The following is a 23,243-nucleotide window of genomic DNA, read 5'->3' on the forward strand; positions in this document are numbered from 1 at the left end:
GTGGCTTAGCTGATCGCGATCGTCGCGTGCAGGAACTCGGGGACCGGGCCGTTCCAGCCGCCGTTATAGTCCGCCTCGTCATCTTCCCGCCGGTCACGGTCGCGACGGGGGCGTTCGCTTGCCCTTGGTGCCGCTTCCCGGCTCGGCCGAGGCTGCTCACGCGCTTCTTCCTTGCGTCCACGTCCACCACGCCGCCGATCGCCAGCCTGCGCCCGATCTGGCGTGGCCTTCTCTTCCTTGTCACCGCCGGCTGCGCCGGCGCTGGCATTCAGGTCGAGACGGTTGATCGTTTGTCCGGTCAGTTTCTCGATATTGGTGATGTTCTCCTCGTCCTCGGTCGTGACGAGTGTGTAGGCCGTGCCCGTGGCACCTGCCCGGCCAGTACGGCCGATGCGATGGACGTAATCGTCCGGATGCCAGGGCGCGTCGAAATTAAAGACGTGACTAACGCCCTTGATGTCCAGCCCCCGTGCCGCGACGTCAGAGGCGACGAGGATGTTTATCTCGCCGCTCTTGAACAGGTCGAGTTCGGCCAGACGCTGCGGCTGTTCCATGTCGCCGTGAATTTCACCAGAGCGGAAGCCGTGGCTCTTCAGGCTTTTGTTCAGCTCGCGAACGGTTGTCTTGCGGTTGCAGAAGATGATCGCGTTGCGCACCTCAACTGTCCGCAGCAACTGACGCAAGACTTCGCGCTTGCCGTACGCACCGCCGGACACAGGAACCAGCGCCTGAGTGATGTTGATGTTCGTGCTTGCCGGCCGCGCAACCTCGATCGTCTTGGGGTTGCTCAGGAACTTGTCCGCCAGCTTTTTGATGGGCGGCGGCATTGTCGCGGAGAACAGCAGGGTTTGACGGTTGGCCGGCAGCTTGGTGCAGATTTCCTCGATATCGGGAATGAATCCCATGTCGAGCATGCGATCCGCTTCGTCGATGACCAGCAGCGAACAACCGGTCAGGAGGATGTTCCCCCGCCCGAACAGGTCCATCAACCGGCCTGGTGTCGCGATCAGGACATCAACGCCCTTTTCAAGCGCCTTGATCTGGTCACCCATCGATACGCCGCCAATCAGCAACGCCATCGAAAGCTTGTGGTTCTTGCCATATTTTTCGAAGTTCTCGGCCACCTGCGCCGCGAGCTCGCGCGTCGGCTCCAGGATAAGGCTGCGCGGCATCCGGGCGCGGCTGCGACCATGCGCCAGGATGTCGATCATCGGCAGAACAAAGCTGGCCGTCTTGCCCGTGCCGGTTTGCGCAATGCCGATCATGTCGCGCATCATCAGCACAGACGGGATCGCGCTCGCTTGGATCGGTGTCGGCTCGGAATAGCCGGCGTCCGTAACCGCGGCGAGAAGTTCGTCGGAAAGGCCGAGATCGGCAAAGTTCATCAGATTGTCCGGTTCCAGGGCGCGGGCACAGGCTCGCGCGCCGGCGTTCTGCCGCTCGCGCATACATCATAAAATGTCAAGATTCAGTGCCGCGGCTTATCGGGAACAAGCTTCCGAAACCGCTTGATCGGACAAGTGGCGCCGGACCGGGCCCGGATCGTGTCGCGATCAGAGCAGACCATCCCGTCACTCGCCTGCTTCAGGTAAAAGCCGGAATAGAAATCGAGCGGCCGGCATTCGCCATCCAGCTTGGCCCGCAGCCGCTGTCCGCCGGCCATCACCAGGTCCACCGCATCCGGTTGCGTCACCAGAGCACCGGCGAGGTCCGCGACCGCCACGCATCGGGGGCCGCCCTTCTCCTTCCAGCGCACCGCCGCGGGGGCTGGCAGGCTGGGCGGCGTGGCAGGGATGCGCCGCACCCGCACCACGACGCGCTCACGGATACTGAGTTGTGCAAGCTGGACAGGGGCGAAGCTCTGACCGCCAGCCACGGCGGGAGCAGCCGCCAGGGGCGCAAACATCGCAAGCAGAATCGATGGAATGATGGGCCGGGCTGTCATGAGCTGTACGGAGGAATAGGGCAGATCGTTGAACAGCCGATGAACTTTGCCTAATCGCACTTCATGTCCGACAAGCCCACTTCCGGCCAGAAACAGCTTATCGAAACACTCCGAACGCGCCTGGGATCAGGTGGCATCGTCACGGATCCGGAATTGATCGCGCCGTGGCTGGTCGACTGGCGGCGGCGGTTCCGCGGTCACGCGGCGGCGATGTTGCAGCCCGACACCGTGGAACAGGTGCAAGCGATCGTGCGCGAGGCTGGGAGGCTGCGCGTGCCCCTGGTTCCCCAGGGCGGCAACACCTCCATGGTTGGCGGCGCTACTCCGCCGGTCGATGGCTCTGCACTGATCCTGTCGCTCAGGCGACTGAACAAGATCCGCTCGCTCGACCCGGCCGCCGGGCTGGCGGTTGCAGAAGCCGGCGTGGTGCTCGCGGACCTGCACGCGGCTGCGGCCGAGCGGGGGCAGCGATTTCCTCTGACCTTGGGTGCGCGGGGCAGCGCCACGGTGGGCGGTCTGGTGTCCACCAATGCAGGTGGCATGCAGGTGCTCCGCTGGGGAACGATGCGGGGGCTGGTGGCCGGCGTGGAGGCAGTGATGGCCGATGGTGCCCTTCACAATGGGCTTGCGGCGCTGCGCAAGGACAATCGCGGTTACAATCTCGACCAGTTGCTGATCGGTGCGGAGGGTACGCTCGGCATCATCACCGCAGCGACCTTGCGCATCGTGCCTGCCGTGATCGCGCGTGGCGTTGCCTGGGCCGGAGTGTCCAGCCCGGAGGCGGCACTCCTGCTGCTGAGGCGTCTTCAAGCCCGTACCGCTGCCATCGAGAGCTTCGAAATCTTGCCGTACGAAACACTAGCGGCAGCCTTGAACTATCTGCCCGACAGCCGGCCCCCATTGGCTGGCGAGCATCCCTGGCACCTGCTGATCGAAGCTGTTGAGAGCGACCCGGCGGATGAGGAACCATCATCGCTTCTCGAACGGCTGCTGGGTGATGCGCTGGCGGAGGGGGAGGTGACGGACGCCACGATTGCCACCAGCGAAGCCCAGGCAGAGGCATTTTGGCGTTTGCGTGATTCGCTGTCGGATGCCGAGCGGGCGAGCGGACCCGCCGTGCAGCACGACATTGCCGTCCCGGTGGAGGCCATGCCGCGGTTCATGACAGAGGCGGCCCGCGAGGCAGAGGCTCGCTTTCCGGGAACCAGGGCTAGCGGCTTCGGTCACTTGGGCGATGGCAACATCCACTTCCATGTGCGCGCGCCCGCCGGTGTCGATCGCGAACGCTGGCAGGCGGAGCAGGGGCCCGTCATTACCCGCTTCGTCCACGATCTTGTTGTCGCGGCCGGTGGCACGATTTCGGCCGAACATGGCATCGGTCAGATGAAGGTTGCCGAACTGGAGCGGCTGTCATCGCCTGCCCGCATGGCGACCCTGCGGGCGATCAAGGGCGCGCTTGATCCGTCGGGGTTGCTGAACCCCGGCAAGCTCGTGACGCTTGCGCCCCGTAGCGCCACGCCATAGACCCCGCATCCGGTTCGGCGGCGTCGCCACCAGTTTATCAGATCGACGGAGTGTCCCTTCATGGCCAGCGCGCCGCAGCAGCTTCCCCTGTTCTATAACGGCCTTGAGCCACTTTCGAGTGATCAGCACGGCAACTACCGGGTGCGTTCGCAGGAAACTGCACCGTTCCTGGTCGGGCAGCATGCCGTTCCCATCACCACGGACGAATTCGCCCTTGTTCAGCGCTACATGCCGATCGTGTTCTCGGCCGGTGACGAAGCGGTTCCGCTCGCGCTGATGGGCCTGAACGAAGGCGTCAACGTGTTCATGGACGATGCTGGAAAGCTGATCGACCAGAACTTCTACGTGCCAGCTTACGTCCGGCGTTATCCGTATATGCTCGCCCGGCTGCATCCGGACGCGCAGGAGTTGTCGCTCTGCTTCGACCCGACCTCGCCAGCCATCGGTCCGTTCGAGGATGGCGAGGCGCTGTTCGAAAATGGCCAGCCGAGCGAAGTCACCCGTAACATCCTCGCCTTTGCCGAATCGTTCGAGCAGGCGGGGCTGCGTACGCAGCAGTTCATGAGCGAGATTCGCGAGCTCGACCTGCTGATGGAGGGCGAAATGTCGATCCAGCCGGAAGGTGCGGAGCAGCCCTTCGTGTATCGCGGTTTCCAGATGATCAACGAAGAAAAGCTGAACGACCTGCGTGGCGACCAGCTTCGCAAGATGATGAAGTCGGGCATGCTGCCGCTGCTTCACGCACACCTGTTCTCCCTCGCCCTGATGCGGGATATTTTCGGCAGGCAGGCCCAGCAGGGCAAGGCGCCTGCCCCCGTGCTTGTGGGGTGAGATTAGCCGGGGCGCGGTTTTTGATCGCGTCCCCTTGAACCAAAAGGCCGGCTATCCATTTATGGACTGTACGGCTTCGTGTTCCCCCCCTTTCGCGAGGTCGTACGACACGTCTTCGACGTGTCTCCTCCCTGAACCTCGGCCACCTCGTGCATCATGCACGGGGTGGCTTTTTTATTCGGCTGCGACGGGAAAGCTGCCGGACATGGCCTCGTCGGCCAGCGCCGCGGCCATTCGACGCACGAGATCGGCGGTGTCGGCCACCCCCGGCCCTGGTCGATCAAGTGCCGGGTCGAGGTAAAGGCCGCGGTCGAGTTCGATCTGGATCGCATGAATGCCCTCGGACGGGGCTCCGTGGCGTCTCAGGACGTGGCCGCCCGCATAAGGGGCATTCAGCGCTGTTCTGATCCTGGCCCGCGCGGCTTCCGCCTGCAGGCGGGCGACGAACTGGCCTGATGCTGCGCGGCCGAACAGGTCGCCGATCACGATCCGGGCTGCATTGGGACCGAGCGGGGGCATGGAATGCAGGTCGAGCAGCACCGCGATCCCCCAGCGTCGGCGTGCAGCAATCAGCAGGGCAGCAAGGGCGTCGTGATATGGGCGATGTGAGACAGCGATCCGCGACGTGATCTCGGCATCCGTGAAACGCCGGCTCCAAATCTCACCCGCCGAGCCGGCCCGACGCGGCACCAGTCCAAGGCCGCTGCGGACCTTTGCACTTTCGTTATGGCGCGACACACGGGGCGCACCCTCGTCGACGCGCGGGTCGCGTTCGTCCTCGCCTCGGTTCAGGTCGATCCAGGCACGCGGCGCGCGCTGGATGAGCATCGCCTCAGAACCTCGGGCTGCGAGGGCCACGGCATCAAGAAAACGATCCTCAAGTCCGACCAACGCCGCCGGCGGGGCAGCCAGCGCCGTCATTACGGCAGGGGGGTAGTCCCGCCCGGCGTGCGGAACGGAGATCACCACCGGACTGGCAGGTACCAGGTCGCCAATGAAATCGAAGGGTGGCTCCGCCATCAACTGACGCTAAGCGCGTCCGCCCGCCGCCGCAACGCAAAGTCTCGTGCGTGGGACTGGAAATATTAACCGTCACGGGCGTAAGCCTGACCGTCCATCACCAAGGCTTTTTCGATGAACCGTATCCTGCTGGCCGAGGACGATCAGGTCATGCGCGAATATCTGACCCGCGCCTTGGAGCGTAACGGTTATGCCGTCGCAGCCGTGGACCGTGGCACGGCGGCACTCCCGCTCATCGAAGCCGAGCAGTTCGACCTGCTGCTGACCGACATCGTGATGCCGGAGATGGACGGCATCGAGCTGGCGCAACGGGCGGCAGAGATCGCGCCGAACATGCGGGTGATGTTCATCACCGGGTTCGCCGCCGTCACGCTGAAAGCTGGCCGGACCATGCCAAACGCCCGTGTCCTGTCCAAGCCGTTTCACTTGCGCGACCTCGTCATGGAAGTCGATCGCCTGTTCGAGGTGGAAGCCGCCACCGGGATTTGACCCGAAGACAGCAAAAAGCCCCGGAAGCGGATAGCTTCCGAGGCCTTTTATGGTGGGCGTGGCAAGGATTGAACTTGCGACCCCTGCGATGTCAACACAGTGCTCTACCACTGAGCTACACGCCCGTGGGGAGGGCCACTAGCCGCGCCTGATAGCAAGCGCAAGCATCATTACCGCTCCCGACCCGCTAATTCTGCGAAAGGCCCCTGGCTTCGGCACGGGCTATGCCGCCAGGGCAAGCTGATCGCGCCCCGCAGCCTTGGCGCGATACAGCGCCATGTCCGCGACCCTCAGCGCCTCGTCTCCGCTGCCCGACAGGGGGGCAACCCCGCCGCTCACCGTGACCCGAATGCTGAACCCTTCATGCGCCGTGGGCGTGGCGGCCACTGCCTGACGGAGCCGCTCACATACCAACTCCGCCTGCTCGATGCTCGACGAGGGCAGCAACACGGCAAACTCCTCCCCGCCGATCCGGGCGACATGATCCCCCGAACGAAGGGTGCGACGCGCTACCTCGGCAAAAGTCCTCAAGACCTGATCACCGGCGGCGTGACCCCACCCGTCATTCACTCGCTTGAAGTGGTCCAGGTCGAACAGGGCGATACAGCCGGTCGCGCCTCCCTGTGCCATCTGGCGGTCCACGATCGACAGAAACGCACGGCGGTTGGCAAGGCCAGTAACCGGGTCGGTGAGGGCGTCCGCTGCCAATTTTTCTTCCAGCGCCTTACGGGCGGAGATGTCGCGGACGATGCTGACGATCCCGTCCACCTCACCGGTATCCGTGACGATCGCGCGTGCATGCGTTTCGATCCAGCAGGTCGTGCCCGTCCGGGCAACGCCGAGATATTCCAGGCTGACTGGCTGTCCCCCGGCACGCAGGGTGGCGGCATGCGATGCAGCCACTGCCGCCCGATAACCGGGAGCGACAAGGATGGCTGCGTTACGTCCGATCAGTTCCGAAGGCTCATAGCCGCCCAACTGGCGGATTGAAGGTGAGATGAACCGGATGCACCCGTCGGGATCGAGGTTCAGGATGATGTCGGTGCTGGTCTCGGCCAGCAGTCGATAGCGCGCCTCGCTGTCGCGCAACGCCCGGAACAGCTGATTTCGGCGGGCAAGGTCGGCCGCCACAGGCAGGATGGTGAGCACGGTCGCAGCGAGGTAGAACTGGAAAAACTGCAGCTTCGCGCCAGTCACTCCCGGCATGAGGGCGATCGGCCCGACGCCCGCGACGGTGCAGCCACCCCCAATCACGGCCAACAGCACCAGCGACGCTGCGGCGCCAAACCGCCCCACGCGGAATGTGGTCAGGATCATCGGCAGCAGCGGCAGGAAAAGAAGCGGGGTACGGCTCTGGCCGAACACGCCAACGCTTGTGATCAACACCAGGCCCAGAAGCAGCACGGTTTCCCGGGTATGGTGACTGCCCGCTTCGCTGCGCCAGCGGCTTAGGTCATTGCGCATTAAAAATGTCGCAAGGGGAGCAAAGGTCAAGGTGCCGAGCGAATGGCCCACGAACCACCCCAAGGCATTGCTCGTCCAGTCGCCACCTGTCGCCAGATGTACAATCGTGGCGCCGCACAAGGCGCTCAGGAAAGGGGCCAGCAAGCCGGCCGCCCCGACAAACCGGACCAGCCAATCAAGAGACTGGAATGGATCCGTGGACCGCGCGCGTCGCAGCAGCCATGCCGTCAGCGCAGCCTCGCCAATGTTCACCAGCGCGAGGGCTGGGGCTGCGATCGGACCGACCCCGAACATGCTGGTCGCGAGTGCGCTGGCAAGGGCACAGGTTACCAGGATGGCGGGCCAGTGACGACGTGGGGCGGTTCCCAGGCGCCCCAGCAGCAGGGCTGATGCCAGCCAGATCAGGGCCACGCCGCCGTTAAGCCTGGTCGCCGCGACGGCAGCGGACGCAGCGGCGAAGTAGCCCGCGAAATCGAGGCTAAGCCGCAGGATCGTCGGTCGGCGTATCATGCCCGCCATAAACACCAGCAGGCGTTAACTCTGATCTAATGTTAGATCATGAACATGGGCGGGGGCACGAACGCCCACCGCCTGCACGGTTCATCGATTGGCGGTAGCGGGCGCCAGGTACTTGCCAAACCAGGCCAGCTGCCGCTTGGACACGTCAGCCGCCGCGGTGGGCACGCAATGGCCGGCATCGGGGTAGATGACCAGGCTGACGGGCACGTTTCGGCTCTTCAGCGCCTGCCACCATTCGACCGACTGGGTCGGCGGAACCTCGATGTCACGCTCGCCGACATAGATGAAGGTTGGGGTCCGGGCGGTGCCGACGTGATACACGGCCGAGGCATCCTCATAGACCTTGTAGTCGTCGTAGACCGACTTTCCAAAGAACGGCAGCATCCATTCGTTGATGCCGTTGGTCCCGTAATAGCTGACCCAGTTGGACAGGCCCGCACCCGCGACAATGGCCTTGAAGCGATTGGTCTGGGTATTCGCCCACATCGCCATAAAGCCGCCATAGGAGCAACCCGTCAGTCCAAGGCGCGTGTCGTCGATGGGTGCCACCTTCTCCACCGCGTCGACGCCGGCAAGGATGTCGCGCAAGTCACCCTTGCCGAAATCGCGCTTGTTCGCGGCCGTGAAGGCCTCGCCCTGGCCATAGGACCCGCGCGGGTTGGGCAGGAACACGTAATAGCCGGCATCGGGCAGGGCGCTCGCCAGCCCCTTCTCGAAAAAGCGTGGGCTGCTTGCCGCGGCAGGCCCGCCATGGACGTTGACGATCATCGGCGCCTTCTTCACCGGATCCGCGCCGAGCGGCGACAGCAGCCAGCCCTGCACGGTATAGCCTTCGTTCCGCCACGTGACGCTGCGGGCGTTCACCGCGGCCGGTGCCGCATTGTTGTCCTTCGTTACCTGGCGTGGTGCTGTCGCGCGACCGGAGAAGATGGCGGGGGCGTGGGTGAAATCCTGGACGATCGTCGCCAGGGTGGCGCCCTTGTCGTCCCAGGCGATCCGGCCATCACCCGCGGCCAGGCTGACCGGACGGGCAAACAAGGGGCGGGGCGATTGCCCCGGAACGATCGCCATGGCCCCCATCTTGTCGTTCTGGATCGTCGCCGCGCGCAGGCCACCGCGGGTCCAGGCCAGCGACGTGAATGTCACCGGCTGTCCCTGGGTGATGTTGGTCGGCGTGCCGCCTTCGACCGGCACCGTCCAGACATCGCCGCCGATCGAGCCGAAATCGCTCATCAACCCTCCGATAAAGGCAACGGTTCGGCCGTCCGGGGAGACGCGGGGCATGTTGATCTGGGTGCCCGGCTTCGCGATCGAGGTGACCGCCCCGGTCGCGGCATCGACGCGGTCCAGCGTGGCAATCCACCAGTTCGCATCGCCATTGCCCAGCGCGGATGTAACCACAAACGCGGACCCGTCCGGCGTCCAGTCATATTCGTAGATGAAGCGACCGGCCGGCGACACTGGCGTCACGGTCGCGGCGGCGGTGCCGTCGATCGGAAAGACGGCGAGGCGCTGCTCGTCATTCTGCTCGCCAATCTCGCCAACCTGACGCGCGCCTGCCTGCGCGGCGCCCGTTTCCTTGGTAGCGCCCAACGTGACCAGCGCCGCAATCCGCTTCCCATCCGGCGAGAAGCGCGGTGTGGATGCGAGGCCGGATACAGTCGCCACCGTTGTTGCCGTGCCTCCGGTCGCGACCATCAGCGTCGCGGTGCCCTTAGTACGGTCACGAGCGACGAACGCGATGCGATCGCCACCGGGCGAGTAGGTCAGCCCCGAATAGCTGCACGTCGCGCAGGGGTCGATCTGCCGGACGATGCGGCCATCGCGCGCAGACCGGACCACGATCACTGAATGCGTGCCCGTGCCGTTCTCCACGTCGGCCATCTCCCGCCCTGATGGCGCGAGAGTAAGCGCGCTGAAGCGGTGGAGTTCGGCAAGGGCAGGGCCGGCCGTGACGGAGGCAAGCAGCAGCAAGGCGGACAGGCGCATCAAAACAGGTCCTTGAGACGAATGATCAGCGTGCGGATTTGACGAAGCGCAGGGTCAGGCGATCGCTTTCCCCGATCGCCAGATATTTGGCCCGGTCGGTGTCGCCCAACTGGAGTGAGGGTGGCAGGGTCCAGACTCCTTTGGGCCATTGGTGAGTGTCGCGGGGGTTCGCATTCACCTTGCTTTCGGCCGCAAGTCGGAACCCGGCATCCTGGGCAAGCCGGATGATGGTGGAACGCTTAACATAGCCGCTCTCGCGCTCGGCGTCCGCGCTCATCTCCTCGGGCAATCGATGGTCCACCACGCCCAGCGTCCCGCCTGGTTTCAGCATGCGGGCAAAGGCGCGGAAGCTATTTGCGGCGTTGTTGCCGCCGCCCATGATCAGGTTGTGAACGTTGCGGAAGGTGAGCACCACGTCGGCCGAACCGTCAGGCACGGTGGACGAACCGGTGGCTGGATCCAGCGTCGCCATCCTGGCACCCCGGTAGCGTTCGCCCCCAGCTGCGAGCAGCCGGGAAAAGCTGTCCTGTGCCCGTTGGCCGCCGGCGACCAGCCCGACATAATGGCCCTTGGCGCTCAGCATGGGCGCCAGGATTTCGGTATACCAGCCGCCGCTCGGCTGGAACTCCACCACCGTCTGCTCCGGCCGAACCCCAAAGAACGCCAGCGTTTCGGCAGGGTGGCGATAGCGGTCGCGCTGGCGATTGGCCGGCGTGCGCTGCGCATCGGCAACGGCGGCACGGACCGCAGCGGAAGGAGCTTGGGTCGCGGCGGACGCCGCCGTCAGGCTGGCCGGGATCAAAAGCCCTGCCAAGATCAATACGCGCATCATGAAAGTCCCCTCGAGCGACATCGCGCCTGAAGCCGCGTTCTTGAACGTGACGGGGGTGTGAGTGCAACCCAACAATCGGGCCTTGGCTAAATCACCAGCCGATCTGCCCGTGTCTGGCAGAAGAGCTGTCTGTTAATAAACGAGCACTTCAGGTCGAGCGTGGTTTTGTTCGCGCCCGCCCAAGGCACCTACCCGCCACAAGTGCGTTATTGATCTCGCCGCGCCGACACAGGCCTGGCCCACAACAAACCACGGAACGGAGATACTTATGGTCAAGACCATCGCAGCCGCGCTTGCGGGTGCCGCCCTGATTGCAAGTCCGACGGTCGCGGCAGCTGCCCCGGCGAACCCCGCCGCATCGTTGTCGGTCGCCAAGTCTGTCCGCGCATCTGCGCCGGCCGGCAAGGAGCGACTGGCTGGTGGGGGCCTGATCGCGGCCATTCTGGCGGCCGCCATCGTTGCTGGCGGCGTGATCATCGCCGTTGACGACAACGACAATTCGGACAGCAACTAATTGTTCGGTGGGCCGGTGACATTCACCGGCCCATCCTTCGATGAAGGAGAGGCGCCCCTGGATGGTCCGGCATCCGGCCGTGACCTGATCCACGACACGATTGCACGACCTCGCCGAATGTTCGGCTTCTCGACCAGGTGATAAACCAGGGTTGAGACCGCGACCGCAAGCACAGCACACACGACCACGATCAGCAGGTGGCTCGCGCCGGAAGACGTGCGGGACAAGACGGGATCAGCCGCGCTCAGAACCACCTCGTGGAATAGATAGACCGAATAGCTGATCGTCCCGAGCCACGCCAACCACTGCGGCAACCTGAACACATGCGCTCGCGACGCCAGGAAGCATAAAACGGCCAGAACATAACCGGAGGTGAACGACGTCGTCGTGAATAGCGGACCAGCCCGGTCTCCGCCCAGAAGGGCCGAGAAGATGATTGCACCAAACACCAGGGTGAGGCCACCGAGCTCGTATCTCTTCTTGCCAGCGGCTCCCTTTTCGTCCTCGAGCCGCAGTACCAGCCCCAGAAACATCAGCGACAAGTTCAGGGCAAGGTTCGCCCGCAGGTAATGGCCTGTGAGGATCGACCCCATCGTGAGCAGGATGCTTCCGCCCGCAAAAGCCGCCACAAGAAGGAAAGCGACGGCCTGAGAGTGCAGCCGCCCGACTTTGTAGAGCAACGCTGCAAAGACGTAGAAGGCGATCTCGATAATGAGGGTCCAGTACGGCCCAAGCACAAACGGAACGCCAAATAGCGCTTCCAGCATGGTCATGTTGACGACCACCTGCTTCCAGGGAAGTACGAAACCCTTGAAGATATAGAATACCGCGAGCGCCGCGAAGATGGACAGCCAATAGGCGGGATATAGGCGAAACACCCGGCCAATCACGAAAGACCTGATCGCCAGCGGCCCCTTGATCGAGAAAGGGACGACATACCCGCTGATGATAAAAAACAGGGCGACCCCGAACCGGCCAGCATCGAAAGCCTCGACGAACAACGGGCGGAGGTACGCTCCTGATGACTCCAGGATAATGTGATCGGCTGCATGCTGGACGAACACGAGAGCCGCCGCCAGGCCGCGCAATTTGTCCAAGAAGTCGATCCGCGCTTCTGAAGCTTTACCCCTCATGTCCACTCCGGAGTGCGCAGCCATCGTGCTCGCTTCAAAATACCTTAGAGGTTGCTCCAACGAAGCCCGTTGGCGCCGGGTTGAACTGTTTAGGGCTAAAAAGGTCCGCCGAACAGCGGTTTATGGTCGAACGTAAGTGTCGGAGCATGCAACGTCGCGTACCACCCGGGCCGGATTGCCGGCGACGACTGCCCGTGCGGGGACGTCACGCGTCACAACCGAACCTGCTGCAATCACACTGTGATCGCCGACGCTGACGCCAGGTAGGATGATCGCTCTATTGCCGATCCAGACGTTGCGCCCAATTGCGATAGGAGCGGATTTGACGCCGGCACCCTCGCTGACTTCATGATAGTTGGAATCGAGGATCAGAACCTCGTCACCGATCTTGGTGCGTGATCCGATCTCGATCCTGGACGATGCTTCAATAACGGTACCGCTGTTGATGAAGCACCTGTCGCCGATACGTAGTGTCGCGCCATCGGCGGCACCAAGACGAGTGCGGCGCCTTTTGCCTCGAAATGATGTTCTGGATCCAAGCTCAAGCAGACCTGCAGTGCCGATGCTTGGGCTCAAGCCATCGCAGATTACTCGATCGCGCACCTTGACGCCCTTCATCCGCCAAACCAGCGAGAGCAAAACACCTTTGGTAGCTCGAGTGACCCGTGAAGCCCCGCCCCGTCCCATACCTGATCACCTCGAAGTTGCTGTCTCTTCTCGCATCTCGTCATCGCGAAACTTTAGGAGGTCGTCAGTCCTGAAAGACGGCTTTGCGCGAGAGCCTAGGGCTACACGATCCGGCTTTAAGAAAGCATAACAGAGCGTGACCAGGAACGTCCCCTCGCTGAATGGCGACAGGAAATCCACTTCCAGGTAAACGCGCGAGAGAAGTAGCGTCATGACACCGAGCGTAAAACTTGAACTGATGGACGGGTCGGTGACGAAGCGGGCAAGGCCCTTTCCGGTGATAGTCAACAACGTAATCGCCATCACGAGAACGCCTACATATCCTAGCTCGACGGCGCTTTCGTAGAACAGGTTGTGGAAGTGGAACCCCGTCATGGCATCGATCCCAAGCGCCCTGTAAAGTCCAAGCGCGTCGTAGAACTCGGGATGCCAATACGCGGCAAAGCCGATGCCGAGCCAGGGATGCTGCTCCATTTCAAGCCGCGCTTGAGCCCACAAGATCGTCCTGCCGGTCAGATCCGAGGACTTGCCTACAGAGCGCAGCGCTTCTCCAAGCAGATCTGGCGGAATGACAAGGAAGCCGACCACGATGACCGTTATGGTCGCCAACAGCAGTGCTACCAGGCTAAACCTTAGTGACATCGTCAGTTTGGAACCGAGCGCGGTCACCAGCACGAACATCATCGCGATGACCATCGCCACCATGCCGCCCAGCGAATGGCCCATGTACCCGACAACGATGCCCAGAAAGATAGCGCCAATGCAGAAGAGCCGCGCGAGGGGCGGAAATCCTTTGTCCAGCGCCCCGACCAGTGCGCTGACCGAAAGGACAGCGCAATTGAACACCAGGAAGTTCTTGCTCGCGTAAATGCCTCTCAGGGCGATGGTGCCAGGGGAGGAAAACAAGCGACCCCCGGTACCTGTAGCCAGGCTGATGCCGACGACCACGACCAGTGCGGCGACCACTGCGAGAAGGGTTGAACGACGCCCCACAACCTTCGCCATCGTCATCACCGCCAGCGTGAACACGATATACTCGGTCGCCTGCTTGAACGTCAGCGACTGCCAGCGCGACCAGGCGGTTGATAGCATGCATAAAGCTGGCAAGAGCCAGATGAGCCAGCCCTGGAAATGCTCCAGTATCAGACTCGGCCTCACCGCCAGAACGGCAGCCCAACACAGCAGGAAGACCCAAAGCCCCCAAGACGAACTGATCGCCGAGCAGAAGAAATAGGCGGTAAGGGTCACGGCCGCGAGACCGCCGAGGGCAAGACGCTCCCAGCGAGAAGAGGCTTCTTGTGAGAGGCTCGGCATGACTCGCGCTATATCGCACGGGCCCGAACGTTAAAGCGCGCCAGATTGGTCTGGTCCGGACGAAGATCTTCGGACCATCACGCGCTGTGTGGCGAATGTTGTCAGGGTCGGTCGTCACAATTTCGGCAAAAACGAGGTACGCTGCAGGCGGACGGGCTCTGGAGACGAGTAGATCGGATTGGGCGCAAAAGCCGCTATCACCAGCAGAGAAAAGAAAGCTTCTCGATGCTGGTGACCCCTACGGGAATCGAACCCGTGTTTCAGCCGTGAAAGGGCCGCGTCCTAACCGCTAGACGAAGGGGCCGTAGCGGGGGCGGAACTAGCCGGGCATGGCGCAGGGGTCAAGCGGGTCGCGCAGAAAGCGTTCACTCCGCCCAGGCTGCATCATCGACATGCAATTCCGCCGCCGGGCGCTGTGCCCAGTCGTCGAGCTTTGCCCGCCCGGCGAGCCACAGGCGCCGGTGCGGCGGCGCGCCCAGCAGCGCGGCGCCAAGGGCGGTGTCTGCCGATCGAAACGCCATCGCCTTCAGGCTGCGGCCATCATCGCCGGCCACCACGCATCGGACATGGCCGTTGCCGACCACGTCGGCCCGAATCACTCGCACTGGCCCGGCCGCTACACGGGGCGCGGGCCAGCCCGTTCCATAAGGGCCGCCCGCCTCAAGCTGCTCGACCAGGGCCGGGGACACCCCGCCCGTCGCCAGCACGGCATCGACCAACAATGCCCGATCTGCCCGTGATCGGTCGACCACCTCGGCGAGGCGGTCTTCAAGGAACGCCGCCAGTTCGCCAACACGGTCTGCCGCTACGGTCAGGCCCGCTGCCATCGCGTGACCGCCGCCCGCGACCAGCAGTCCATGTTCCTTGGCCGCCAGCACGGCCGAGCCGAGGTCCACGCCGGGGATCGACCGGCCCGATCCCTTGCCCAGGCCATTGTCGTCCAATGCGATCACGATGGCGGGCCGGCCGAGCTTTTCCTTCAGCCGCCCGGCGACAATGCCAATCACGCCGGGGTGCCAGCCATGGCCGGCGACCACCACCACGCGCGCCGAGGCGGGCAGGGCCTCCGCCGCCTGCTGGACGCCTGCTTCGATCGCGCGGCGTTCTTCATTGAGGCGGTCGAGCTCTGCGGCGATCGCGCGCGCCTCGGCCGGGTCCTGCGTGGTCAGCAGCCGCACGCCCAGGTCCGCTCGCCCGACCCGCCCGCCAGCATTGATGCGAGGGCCGAGTGCGAAGCCCAGGTCGCTCGCGCTCACGGCCTTGGTCAGCCGCGATGCGTCAATCAGAGCCGACAGCCCAATGTTTCGGCGGCCGGCCATGACCTTGATCCCCTGCGCCACGAAGGCGCGGTTGAGCCCGCGCAGCTGGGCAACGTCGGCCACCGTGCCCAGCGCAACGAGGTCCAGCAGGTCGAGCAGCCGCGGCTCCGCGCGCCCGGCGAAATAGCCACGCGCGCGCAAGGTTCGCACCAGCGCGGCGGCGAGCAGAAAGCAAACCCCGACCGCGGCGAGGTGCCCATGTGCCTTGCCCTCATCCTCGTCGAGGCGATTGGGGTTCACCACCGCATGGGCATGGGGCAGGGTGGCGGCGCATTGATGGTGGTCGACCACCAACACTTCGACGCCGGCGTCACGCGCGGCGAGCAGCGCGTCAAATGCCTGCGCCCCGCAGTCCACCGTCACGATCAGCGACGCGCCCTGCTGCGCCAGCCGGACCATGGCGGGGCCGGACGGGCCATAGCCCTCCGTCAGCCGATCGGGGATATAGACACGCGGCTCGACACCCAGGTCGCGCAATACCAAGGTCAGCAGCGCCGCCGAGGTCGCCCCGTCGACGTCGTAATCGCCGAATACCGCCACGGACTCGCGACGCTCAACCGCGTCGGCCAGGCGTGCGGCTGCGCGGTCCATGTCGCGGAACACAGATGGGTCGGGCATGAAACCGCGTATCGACGGCGAGCGATGCTGCTCCAGCAACTCCCGTGTCGCGCCGCGCGCGAGCAGCAACTGGGTCAGCAGGTCATCCCCGCCCGTGTCGCCCGACAGGTCTCCAGTGCGCCCGTCCGCGGCAAGCCGTCGCCAACGCCATGGCTGGCCCAGGATCGACCGTTCGATGCCGAGAACATGGCTCATCGCGCAATCGCCGACGAGATGAAGGGGCGAGGGTAAAACGCGGCACCCGAAATCACCTGGGCACGGCAAGAGGTAATGGGAGGGGTCGGGCAGGACGAGGTGTTCGGGTGATACATTGCCGTCGCGCTATCGCATGGGATGACGTTGCCGGACAGGGGCTTGCACGTCGTCGCCACCGCAGTCGTCGCGCTATCATACTGGATCAGATCAGAAGGGTCGGCAGGCCTGCAATGGCGAGAAAAAAGACCTGGACCATTAATGGCGCAAACGAACCGTTGTGTTTACACAACATTGTGGTAGCATCCCGCTATGTTCAACCGGATCGCCCTGCTCCGTCACGACCGCGGGCTCAGCCGCAAGGACCTGGCGGAGGCAGTCGATGTGAACCCGCAGACGATCGGCTACCTCGAACGGGGTGACTACAAGCCCAGCCTGGAACTGGCGCTCAAGATCGCGAGCGTATTCGGCGTACAGGTCGAACTGGTATTCTCGCTTCAACCCTTCCCATCCATCACCGACGCACTGCGTCGCGCGGGAGAACAGCCATGAGCCATCGCAGCGCCCGCAAGGGCATATTGGAGCGTCTCGACGATAGCGTGGCCTGGACGGGCATTCCGTCCTTCGCAGCTGGGCACCCGCGCCGGCGCTCGATGCGCTGGCTCTCCGTCGTCGTGCTCGTCCTGACGGTCGCCGGCTTCCTGGTCGACCTGGGTCAGCCGAACCTTTGGTGGGGATACGCCATGCTCCTGCTCGGCTTTGGCCTGGCGAACCTGATGCCCATCCTGGGGCCGGTCAAACCTTGGGGGGGGCCGGAGCGCGTGGACGAGTTCGACCGGGCGTTGCGCGCCCGCGCGTTCCTGGCCGCGTTTTCAGCGCTGGCCGCCGTGGCTGTGATTGGATTGTGGACGATCGTCGGGCTGTCTTTGGTCCAGGGCTGGACGGCCGACGCCTTGCGCTCGACGATTATGAAACTCGCCTTCGTCCTGGCTACGATCTACACCGCCGGGCCGACCTGTTACGCAAGCTGGGCGCGGGCCCCAATCGACGACGACGATTGAGGGTCGCGAGGTTGTCGCGATGTTGCCAATCCGGAGTAGGCGTTGATGATCGCGATCGGATGCTTGCTGCTGGTAATTCTGCCGATCGTCGGGCTTGTGCTGGGCGGGCTGGTCGCCGGTCCGGTCGGCGGGCGATGGGGTGCCCTGATCGGGTTCGGCATCGCCCTGATCGTGTCCCTGTTCACCGGCTATGCCCTGGTCCGCCTGCGCCGCCCTCGCTGAGCGGCGTCAGGACGCGCCCGACCAGCGCCCCACTCTAAACCATTTGGTAACGATGTACTTCACGCCCTCGACGACCGGCATCCCTTCATGGATGGTCCATTCGTTCGGGCTGCCGTCCAGCTTCATGTTGTTCCAGGCGAGCAACATGCCCCGGCGCGGTGCCACCTTGATGCCGGCGGAGGGGAACCAGGTCGCGCCGCCCTCCGGCACATCGTTCAGGTAGATCATCGCGGTCCAGGTGCGCTGGCCGCCGCCGGCCTTCATCGCGGGCCAGTAGTCCTCCGCTTCGTGGAAGTAATCATGGTGCGCCTTGAACTGCTGCCCGGGCGCATAGCGCTGGCCCTGCATTGTCTCGCCATGGGCGGGGTCGATGCCAAGCAGGTCGGCAAGGCCGTTGTCGATCGGCTTCACCATCGGCGAATGTCGATCCATGTCGCAGCTTTCGGAGGTGCGAAAGCCGGGCCCTCCCTTGTTTGACAACAGGGTAGAGGGGCGGCGGTACTGGTCGATCATGCCGATCAGGAGGTCGCATTGATCCGGCGGCAGGTAATCCACGCCATAAAAGATCTGCGCCTGGGCAAGCTCCACCTGCTGCATCCGCGGATCGGCCTGAAGCCGGGCGGCGACGCTGGCGCCGATCTCCCCGCGGGCAGGGGAGGCGTAGGTAGGTTGCTTTTTGCCGAAGCCGAACATCGGCCGGATGTTGCAAGCGCCAGCGCGAAAGGCAAGCCGCAGGGCGTCGCGCCGGGATCACCCGGCACGACGCTCCGACCAATCACCAGAAGATGTCGTAGACGACGTCAACAACCTCGCCATAGCGCACATCCACCAGCAGCGCGTCGTTGTAGTAGCGAACCCAGCGATACGGGTCATAAGCCTCTGGCAGGCGATAATCCCACGGATCGTCGATCCAGTAGTTCTGTGAGAACAGGATCGTGTTCAGCCGGACGCCAACGCCGTAGCGGCGATAGCCATAGTCCCAGTTCGACGGCGCATAGTAGCGCGGCAGGTGGAACGCGTTGCGATTGGAAAACCGATAACGATTCCAGTCGTACCGGTTGTCATCGCGCCAGCCACGGTTCCAGTTTGCGCGATCGCTGAAACGGCGATCGTTGCGGCCCTGGTCGTTCCAGTCTGCGCGGTCGCGCTGCCAACCGGCGGACGGACGGTTGCGATCACCCCCGCGCCAGTCGCGCTGGCCGTTGAAGCCCTGCCCACCAAAGCGCTGTCCATCGGGGCGCTGGCCGTTAAACCGCTGCCCGTTAAACCGCTCGCCGTTAAACCGCTGGCCGTCGAACCGCTGTCCGTCGGGGCGCTGCCCGTTAAAGCGCTGCCCGTCGAACCGCTGTCCATCTGGGCGCTGCCCGTTGAACTGCTGCCGGTTGCCGTTGCGCCAATCGCGCTGGCCATCCGGACGCTGGAAAACAGGACGCTGCGCTTCTGCTGGCCGCGCGTCGTTACCGGGTGCCCCAGGCCGACGGTCGCCGCCCCAGCCGCCTCGTTCCGCCCGGTTCCAGTCCGGTCGTTGGCCAGCGTCGCGGTTCCAATCGGTTCGCTGGCCACCACCGCCGCGCACGAAGGGGCGATCCTGCCCGTCCGGCTGGCGCTGTGGCTGAACCTGCGGCTGGGGCGGAGCGGGGCGCTCTGCGGGTGCACGAGCCTCCTGCCGCCCTTGCCAATTGCCACGTTGGTAATTGCCGTTGGCACCCGCGCCATTGAACCGCGGGGCAGCCTGCGCCTGACCGCGAGCGCCGCCGCGCCAGCGCTCCGGCGCGTCCTGCGCGCTTGCCACGCCCGGCAGCCATGCGCCTGCCGTCACGAGCAGAGCCAGCAATGCCTTTTGCATCGAACATCCTTCCGATCGCCGGCGCACGAGCCGGCCCCTATGATGTTCAGGGTATGGCCGAGTCGGGCTGATGCAATGCTGAACCCGGTCGTCAGCGACCAGAAAGCTTTATGGCCGGGACGGTGGAGCAAAGGCCGGCACCAGTCGCGCCGAATCTGCGGGTTCGATGCCAGGGCGCGGACCGGCCGGGATCAGTTCCTCTCCCCGCATGGCACGTCCTGCGCGCTGCACGGCCTCCACCACCCGCGGGTAGACGCCGCATCGGCACAGGTTGGTCAGGGTATCCCGGATAACCTGCTCGCTGGGATCGGGGTTCCGGCGCAGCAAGGCGGCGGCCGCCATCACGAAACCGGGTATGCAGAAACCGCACTGGACGACATTCTCGGCCAGAAAGGCGAGCTGGACCGGGTGGTTGCGCTCACGCGACAGCCCCTCGATCGTGGTGACATAGCTGCCCTCGATCGTGCCGATCGCGACCTGGCAGGACCGGCGCGCCTGGCCGTCGACGTCCACCGTGCACGCGCCGCACTGGCCCGTGCCGCAGCCATATTTGGTCCCGGTCAGGTTGGACGCGTCGCGCAGCGCCCACAACAGCGGTGTCTGCGGATCGAGCCGGTACTCGACCGGTTGGTTGTTGACGGTGAAGCGGGTCACATCGCCTGCCTAGCCCTGCTCGGCGCGCGGTAGCAACGGGGCCGCGCGCCCGACCGCGAGCTCGGCATCGGAGAAGCGGATCGGCGAACGAAGGGCAGGCAGGGTCAGCCCATCCTCCCGCTCGACGTCGATCTGCATGCCGCGCGCACGTACCTGCGGGTCGGCCAGCGCCTGTGAAACGGTGTTGATCGGCCCAGCCGGGACGTTCGCGGCCTCCAGTCGGGCAAGCAGCGTGTCCCGAGGGGCCCGGCGGGTCGCGTCCTCGATCAGCGCGAACAACGCAGGCTGATGTTCCAGCCGTCCGGCGTTGGAGAGGAACCGCGGGTCCTCTGCGATCGGAAGGTCCATGACCTCGCAAAACCGGCGGAACTGCCCGTCATTGCCGACCGCCAGGATGAACCAGCCATCGCTGGTCGGGAATACGGCATAGGGTGACACGTTCATGTGCGCGTTGCCGACGCGATGCGGGTCGACGCCGCCGACCAGATAATTGGTCGCCTGGTTGGCGAGCACCCCCGTCATGGTGTCGAGAAGCGCACAATCGATATGTTGGCCCCGGCCCGTCCGCTCCCGCATCAGCAGCGCCGCCTGGATCGCGTTGGCGGCGTACAGCCCGGTCATGATGTCGGCAAAGGCGACGCCGATTTTCTGCGGCGCGCCGTCCGGCTCCCCGGTCAGGCTCATGATCCCGCCCATGCCCTGAATGATGAAATCGTAGCCGGGCCGCGCCGCATAAGGCCCGTCCTGCCCAAAGCCGGTGATCGAGCAATACACCAGCCGCTGGTTGATCGCGGACAGCGTGGGATAGTCGAGCCCGTATTTCGCGAGCCCGCCAACCTTGAAATTCTCGATCAGGACATCGGCATCGGCGGCCAGCGCCCGCACGGACTCCTGACCTTGGGCGGTGGTGAAGTCGGCCACCACCGACCGCTTGCCGCGATTGCAGGCATGGAAGTAAGCGGCGTCGCGGCTGCCGTCCGGGTTTGGGACGAACGGCGGCCCCCAGGTGCGGGTGTCGTCCCCAGCCGGGCTCTCCACCTTGACCACCTCCGCGCCCAGGTCGGCGAGCAATTGGCCCGCCCACGGGCCAGCTAGGATGCGCGCAAGCTCAACGACCTTGAAGCCGGCAAGGGGAGTATTCGGAACCGTCATCCCCCGGCCTTATCGCAGGCTGGCGCCGCTGGGCAGGGCGCTTGCGACCGCAAGCGCGATCAACTCGGGTGAGCCGCGCTCTCCACCTTGTCCTCGCCGCCCTCGGTCGGCACATCGGCCGCGTCGATGGCCGCCGCGGGGGCCGTGGCTTCCAACCCCGTCGACCCTTCCTCGTCGCCCTCGGCAAGCTTCATCTGCTCATAGGCGATCTCCAGGTCGGCCACGCCTGAACCGGTCGGCTGCATCGGCAGGTCGCCAAAATTGTCGGGGGCGGGCGTCGTCGTGGCATTCGGATCTGTCATGGCTTTCTCCGCAGCATGGCTTTTCTCGTCAACGCACCGAGCCTCGCTTGGTGGCATCGACGCCCGGTGAGGCCCCTCAACGCCAGTCAAAGGTGAGCGGAGCCTCTCGAAACGCGAAGCGGTCGAGGTGGCTCGCGACCACGCCCTTCAGGTTCTCGAGCTGCTCGGGCGCCGATGCGCTCACCCGAACGTCCAGCACGGAGTCCTGCGCCGTCAGTGTCACGACGGCGTCACCTGGATAATCCGCCCCCCGCGCATTCTTGGGAAAGGTGATCGTGCCTTCCTCGGCAGTGAACGATACGTGCAGGTTATGTGACCAATGCTTGCAAAGCTGCTGGATATAGCGGCTGGCATTGGGCGTCGGCACGGCGGCATCAGCGGTAAACTCGCTCATGGGAAACTCCATTCTGCTCCGAACGGGTAGATAGGGACCGGCGCCTCTGTCGCCACGACCCCGCTCCGCTGCCGGTGCGACGGGACAGAAGCGAACCGATCAGCTAGCAACGTCTTGTCACCCGTTTGTCGAAAAGGATCAGCCGTGCGGTTTGCTCACTTCCTTCTGGGTTCGGCCCTGGTCCTCGCCACGCCCGCAATCGCGCAGCCGGCCATGTCGGGCGAGTCTCCGCAGGCGGCGGCAGCGTCCACCGCCGGTGCCGGCCCCGCCTGGCAGACCGCCGCACGCCTGAAACGCGGGGTCAACATCATCGGCTATGATCTCCTTTGGAGCGATCCCGCCAAGGCCCGGTTCAAGGCGCGCCACTTCGGCATCATAAAGCAGGGCGGCTTCGACTTCGTCCGGGTCGTGCTGCAATCCTTCAAGCACATGGACGCGCAGAACCGCCTTGACCCCAAATGGCTCGCGACGCTCGACGGCGTGGTGAAGCAGGCCACTGCGGCGGGCCTGGGCGTCATCCTGGACGAGCATGACTTCAACCTCTGCTCGGAAGCACCGGACGCATGCGAGCCCAAGCTCATCGCCTTCTGGACGCAGATCGGCGAGCGTTACCGCGACGCGCCCGACACCGTGTTGTTTGAACTGCTCAACGAACCGCATGCGCCGCTAGATGCCGCGCGCTGGAACGCGATGCTGGCAAAGCTCATCCCCGTCGTGCGCGCTACCAACCCCAATCGCACGCTGGTGATCGGCCCGACGCGCTGGAACAACCTGGAGGAACTGCCCGGGCTCGAACTGCCCAGGGAGGACCGGAACATCCTGGTCACCTTCCACTCCTATGAACCCTTCCGCTTCACCCATCAGGGCGCGCCCTGGACGCCCGAAATGGCCGGGCTGAAGAACATCCCGTTCACGGCCGCCGACGAAGCGCGGATCAAGGCTGACTATGACAAGGTCGGCGCCTGGTCGAAGGCGAACGACCGCCCCGTGCTGATGGGCGAATTCGGCGCGTACGAGAAAAGCGGCACGCCGATGGAAGCCCGCGCCCGCTACACGGCGACCGTCCGGCGCGAGGCGGAAGCGCATGGCTTCCCCTGGGCCTATTGGCAGTTCGACAGCGACTTTATCCTGTACGACATCGACAAGGATCGCTGGGTCGAACCGATCCGCCAGGCGCTGGTGCCGAACGCAAAGTGAGGCGGAGGGGCGGCGCTCCAGAAGC

Annotated in this window: 23 protein-coding genes, 2 tRNA genes and 1 pseudogene; 8 read left to right on the forward strand and 18 right to left on the reverse strand. The window is 64.6% G+C overall.

Annotated elements, in window-relative coordinates; all coding sequences use genetic code 11:
- Window positions 1-5: 5 nt before the first annotated feature.
- Together FHS94_RS14550 and FHS94_RS14555 are read right to left on the reverse strand one after the other, a co-directional pair.
- Window positions 6-1,385, reverse strand: coding sequence for a DEAD/DEAH box helicase (locus tag FHS94_RS14550; protein WP_184059144.1), 1,380 nt, complete (start codon window positions 1,383-1,385; stop codon window positions 6-8).
- Between the two features lie 83 nt (window positions 1,386-1,468).
- Window positions 1,469-1,876: a hypothetical protein gene (locus FHS94_RS14555; protein WP_343055303.1), complete on the reverse strand. Its 408-nt coding sequence runs from the start codon at window positions 1,874-1,876 to the stop codon at window positions 1,469-1,471.
- 132 nt (window positions 1,877-2,008) lie between these two features.
- On the opposite strand from FHS94_RS14555, the gene FHS94_RS14560 reads away from it, so the two are divergent.
- Both FHS94_RS14560 and FHS94_RS14565 read left to right on the forward strand, forming a co-directional pair.
- Window positions 2,009-3,469 (forward strand): FAD-binding oxidoreductase, encoded by a 1,461-nt coding sequence (locus FHS94_RS14560; RefSeq protein WP_184059148.1) that lies wholly within the window; start codon window positions 2,009-2,011, stop codon window positions 3,467-3,469.
- Window positions 3,470-3,529: 60 nt separating this feature from the next.
- Window positions 3,530-4,300, forward strand: coding sequence for a SapC family protein (locus FHS94_RS14565; protein WP_184059150.1), 771 nt, complete (start codon window positions 3,530-3,532; stop codon window positions 4,298-4,300).
- 174 nt (window positions 4,301-4,474) lie between these two features.
- Here FHS94_RS14565 and FHS94_RS14570 read toward each other — a convergent pair whose 3' ends face one another.
- On the reverse strand, window positions 4,475-5,320 hold the full coding sequence (locus tag FHS94_RS14570) for an N-formylglutamate amidohydrolase (protein WP_184059152.1): 846 nt from the start codon (window positions 5,318-5,320) through the stop codon (window positions 4,475-4,477).
- 114 nt (window positions 5,321-5,434) lie between these two features.
- On the opposite strand from FHS94_RS14570, the gene cpdR reads away from it, so the two are divergent.
- A complete protein-coding gene (cpdR, locus tag FHS94_RS14575; protein WP_184059154.1) occupies window positions 5,435-5,809 on the forward strand; it encodes a cell cycle two-component system response regulator CpdR in 375 nt (124 codons plus the stop codon).
- 50 nt (window positions 5,810-5,859) lie between these two features.
- Here cpdR and FHS94_RS14580 read toward each other — a convergent pair.
- The 4 genes from FHS94_RS14580 to FHS94_RS14595 all read right to left on the reverse strand — a co-directional run bounded on the left by FHS94_RS14580 (window position 5,860) and on the right by FHS94_RS14595 (window position 10,613).
- Window positions 5,860-5,934: transfer RNA gene (locus FHS94_RS14580), tRNA-Val, on the reverse strand.
- A 97-nt stretch (window positions 5,935-6,031) separates the two neighbouring features.
- Window positions 6,032-7,783 carry a sensor domain-containing diguanylate cyclase gene (locus FHS94_RS14585; protein WP_246348636.1) on the reverse strand — a complete coding sequence of 584 codons (1,752 nt, stop codon included), beginning with the start codon at window positions 7,781-7,783 and terminating at the stop codon, window positions 6,032-6,034.
- Window positions 7,784-7,873: 90 nt separating this feature from the next.
- Complete coding sequence (locus tag FHS94_RS14590) at window positions 7,874-9,781, reverse strand: S9 family peptidase (protein ID WP_184059158.1); 1,908 nt, start codon at window positions 9,779-9,781, stop codon at window positions 7,874-7,876.
- 25 nt (window positions 9,782-9,806) lie between these two features.
- Complete coding sequence (locus tag FHS94_RS14595) at window positions 9,807-10,613, reverse strand: class I SAM-dependent methyltransferase (protein ID WP_425506190.1); 807 nt, start codon at window positions 10,611-10,613, stop codon at window positions 9,807-9,809.
- Window positions 10,614-10,881: 268 nt separating this feature from the next.
- Here FHS94_RS14595 and FHS94_RS14600 point away from each other — a divergent pair, with 268 nt between their 5' ends.
- On the forward strand, window positions 10,882-11,127 hold the full coding sequence (locus FHS94_RS14600) for a hypothetical protein (RefSeq protein ID WP_184059160.1): 246 nt from the start codon (window positions 10,882-10,884) through the stop codon (window positions 11,125-11,127).
- On the opposite strand, the gene FHS94_RS14605 is transcribed toward FHS94_RS14600, so the two are convergent.
- The 5 genes and pseudogenes from FHS94_RS14605 to recJ form a co-directional block, all read right to left on the reverse strand.
- Window positions 11,124-12,260, reverse strand: coding sequence for an acyltransferase family protein (locus FHS94_RS14605; protein ID WP_184059162.1), 1,137 nt, complete (start codon window positions 12,258-12,260; stop codon window positions 11,124-11,126). The two genes, FHS94_RS14600 and FHS94_RS14605, sit on opposite strands and share 4 nt — an antisense overlap.
- A gap of 156 nt (window positions 12,261-12,416) precedes the next feature.
- Window positions 12,417-12,566: pseudogene (locus FHS94_RS19940) on the reverse strand (DapH/DapD/GlmU-related protein); the annotation flags it as partial.
- Between the two features lie 387 nt (window positions 12,567-12,953).
- Window positions 12,954-14,261 (reverse strand): O-antigen ligase family protein, encoded by a 1,308-nt coding sequence (locus tag FHS94_RS14615; protein ID WP_184059166.1) that lies wholly within the window; start codon window positions 14,259-14,261, stop codon window positions 12,954-12,956.
- Window positions 14,262-14,490: 229 nt separating this feature from the next.
- Window positions 14,491-14,565 (reverse strand) — tRNA-Glu (locus FHS94_RS14620).
- Between the two features lie 61 nt (window positions 14,566-14,626).
- Window positions 14,627-16,393: a single-stranded-DNA-specific exonuclease RecJ gene (gene recJ / locus FHS94_RS14625; protein ID WP_184059168.1), complete on the reverse strand. Its 1,767-nt coding sequence runs from the start codon at window positions 16,391-16,393 to the stop codon at window positions 14,627-14,629.
- A gap of 309 nt (window positions 16,394-16,702) precedes the next feature.
- On the opposite strand from recJ, the gene FHS94_RS14630 reads away from it, so the two are divergent.
- From FHS94_RS14630 to FHS94_RS14640, 3 genes are read left to right on the forward strand one after another with little or no spacing between them, the layout of a single operon-like run.
- A complete protein-coding gene (locus FHS94_RS14630) occupies window positions 16,703-16,942 on the forward strand; it encodes a helix-turn-helix transcriptional regulator (protein ID WP_184059170.1) in 240 nt (79 codons plus the stop codon).
- On the forward strand, window positions 16,939-17,451 hold the full coding sequence (locus FHS94_RS14635) for a hypothetical protein (protein WP_184059172.1): 513 nt from the start codon (window positions 16,939-16,941) through the stop codon (window positions 17,449-17,451). The genes FHS94_RS14630 and FHS94_RS14635 overlap by 4 nt, the downstream gene beginning before the upstream one ends.
- A 45-nt stretch (window positions 17,452-17,496) precedes the next feature.
- A complete protein-coding gene (locus tag FHS94_RS14640; RefSeq protein ID WP_184059174.1) occupies window positions 17,497-17,673 on the forward strand; it encodes a hypothetical protein in 177 nt (58 codons plus the stop codon).
- Window positions 17,674-17,679: 6 nt separating this feature from the next.
- On the opposite strand, the gene FHS94_RS14645 is transcribed toward FHS94_RS14640, so the two are convergent.
- The 6 genes from FHS94_RS14645 to FHS94_RS14670 form a co-directional block, all read right to left on the reverse strand.
- Window positions 17,680-18,366, reverse strand: coding sequence for a prolyl hydroxylase family protein (locus tag FHS94_RS14645; RefSeq protein ID WP_184059176.1), 687 nt, complete (start codon window positions 18,364-18,366; stop codon window positions 17,680-17,682).
- Window positions 18,367-18,448: 82 nt separating this feature from the next.
- Entirely contained in the window at window positions 18,449-19,519 is a 1,071-nt protein-coding gene (locus tag FHS94_RS14650) for an RcnB family protein (protein ID WP_246348637.1), read from the reverse strand.
- A gap of 108 nt (window positions 19,520-19,627) precedes the next feature.
- A complete protein-coding gene (locus tag FHS94_RS14655; protein WP_184059178.1) occupies window positions 19,628-20,173 on the reverse strand; it encodes a 2Fe-2S iron-sulfur cluster-binding protein in 546 nt (181 codons plus the stop codon).
- A gap of 9 nt (window positions 20,174-20,182) precedes the next feature.
- The gene (locus tag FHS94_RS14660) at window positions 20,183-21,325 is read right to left on the reverse strand and encodes a CaiB/BaiF CoA transferase family protein (protein ID WP_184059180.1); all 1,143 of its coding nucleotides are present in this window, start codon (window positions 21,323-21,325) and stop codon (window positions 20,183-20,185) included.
- Window positions 21,326-21,384: 59 nt separating this feature from the next.
- Window positions 21,385-21,627: a hypothetical protein gene (locus FHS94_RS14665; protein ID WP_184059183.1), complete on the reverse strand. Its 243-nt coding sequence runs from the start codon at window positions 21,625-21,627 to the stop codon at window positions 21,385-21,387.
- Window positions 21,628-21,703: 76 nt separating this feature from the next.
- The gene (locus FHS94_RS14670; RefSeq protein ID WP_246348638.1) at window positions 21,704-22,021 is read right to left on the reverse strand and encodes a DUF2218 domain-containing protein; all 318 of its coding nucleotides are present in this window, start codon (window positions 22,019-22,021) and stop codon (window positions 21,704-21,706) included.
- Window positions 22,022-22,165: 144 nt separating this feature from the next.
- On the opposite strand from FHS94_RS14670, the gene FHS94_RS14675 reads away from it, so the two are divergent.
- Window positions 22,166-23,218 (forward strand): glycoside hydrolase family 5 protein, encoded by a 1,053-nt coding sequence (locus FHS94_RS14675; RefSeq protein WP_343055304.1) that lies wholly within the window; start codon window positions 22,166-22,168, stop codon window positions 23,216-23,218.
- The last annotated feature ends 25 nt before the right edge of the window (window positions 23,219-23,243 follow it).

Source organism: Sphingomonas aerophila, from assembly GCF_014199305.1.
Classification (GTDB): domain Bacteria; phylum Pseudomonadota; class Alphaproteobacteria; order Sphingomonadales; family Sphingomonadaceae; genus Sphingomonas; species Sphingomonas aerophila.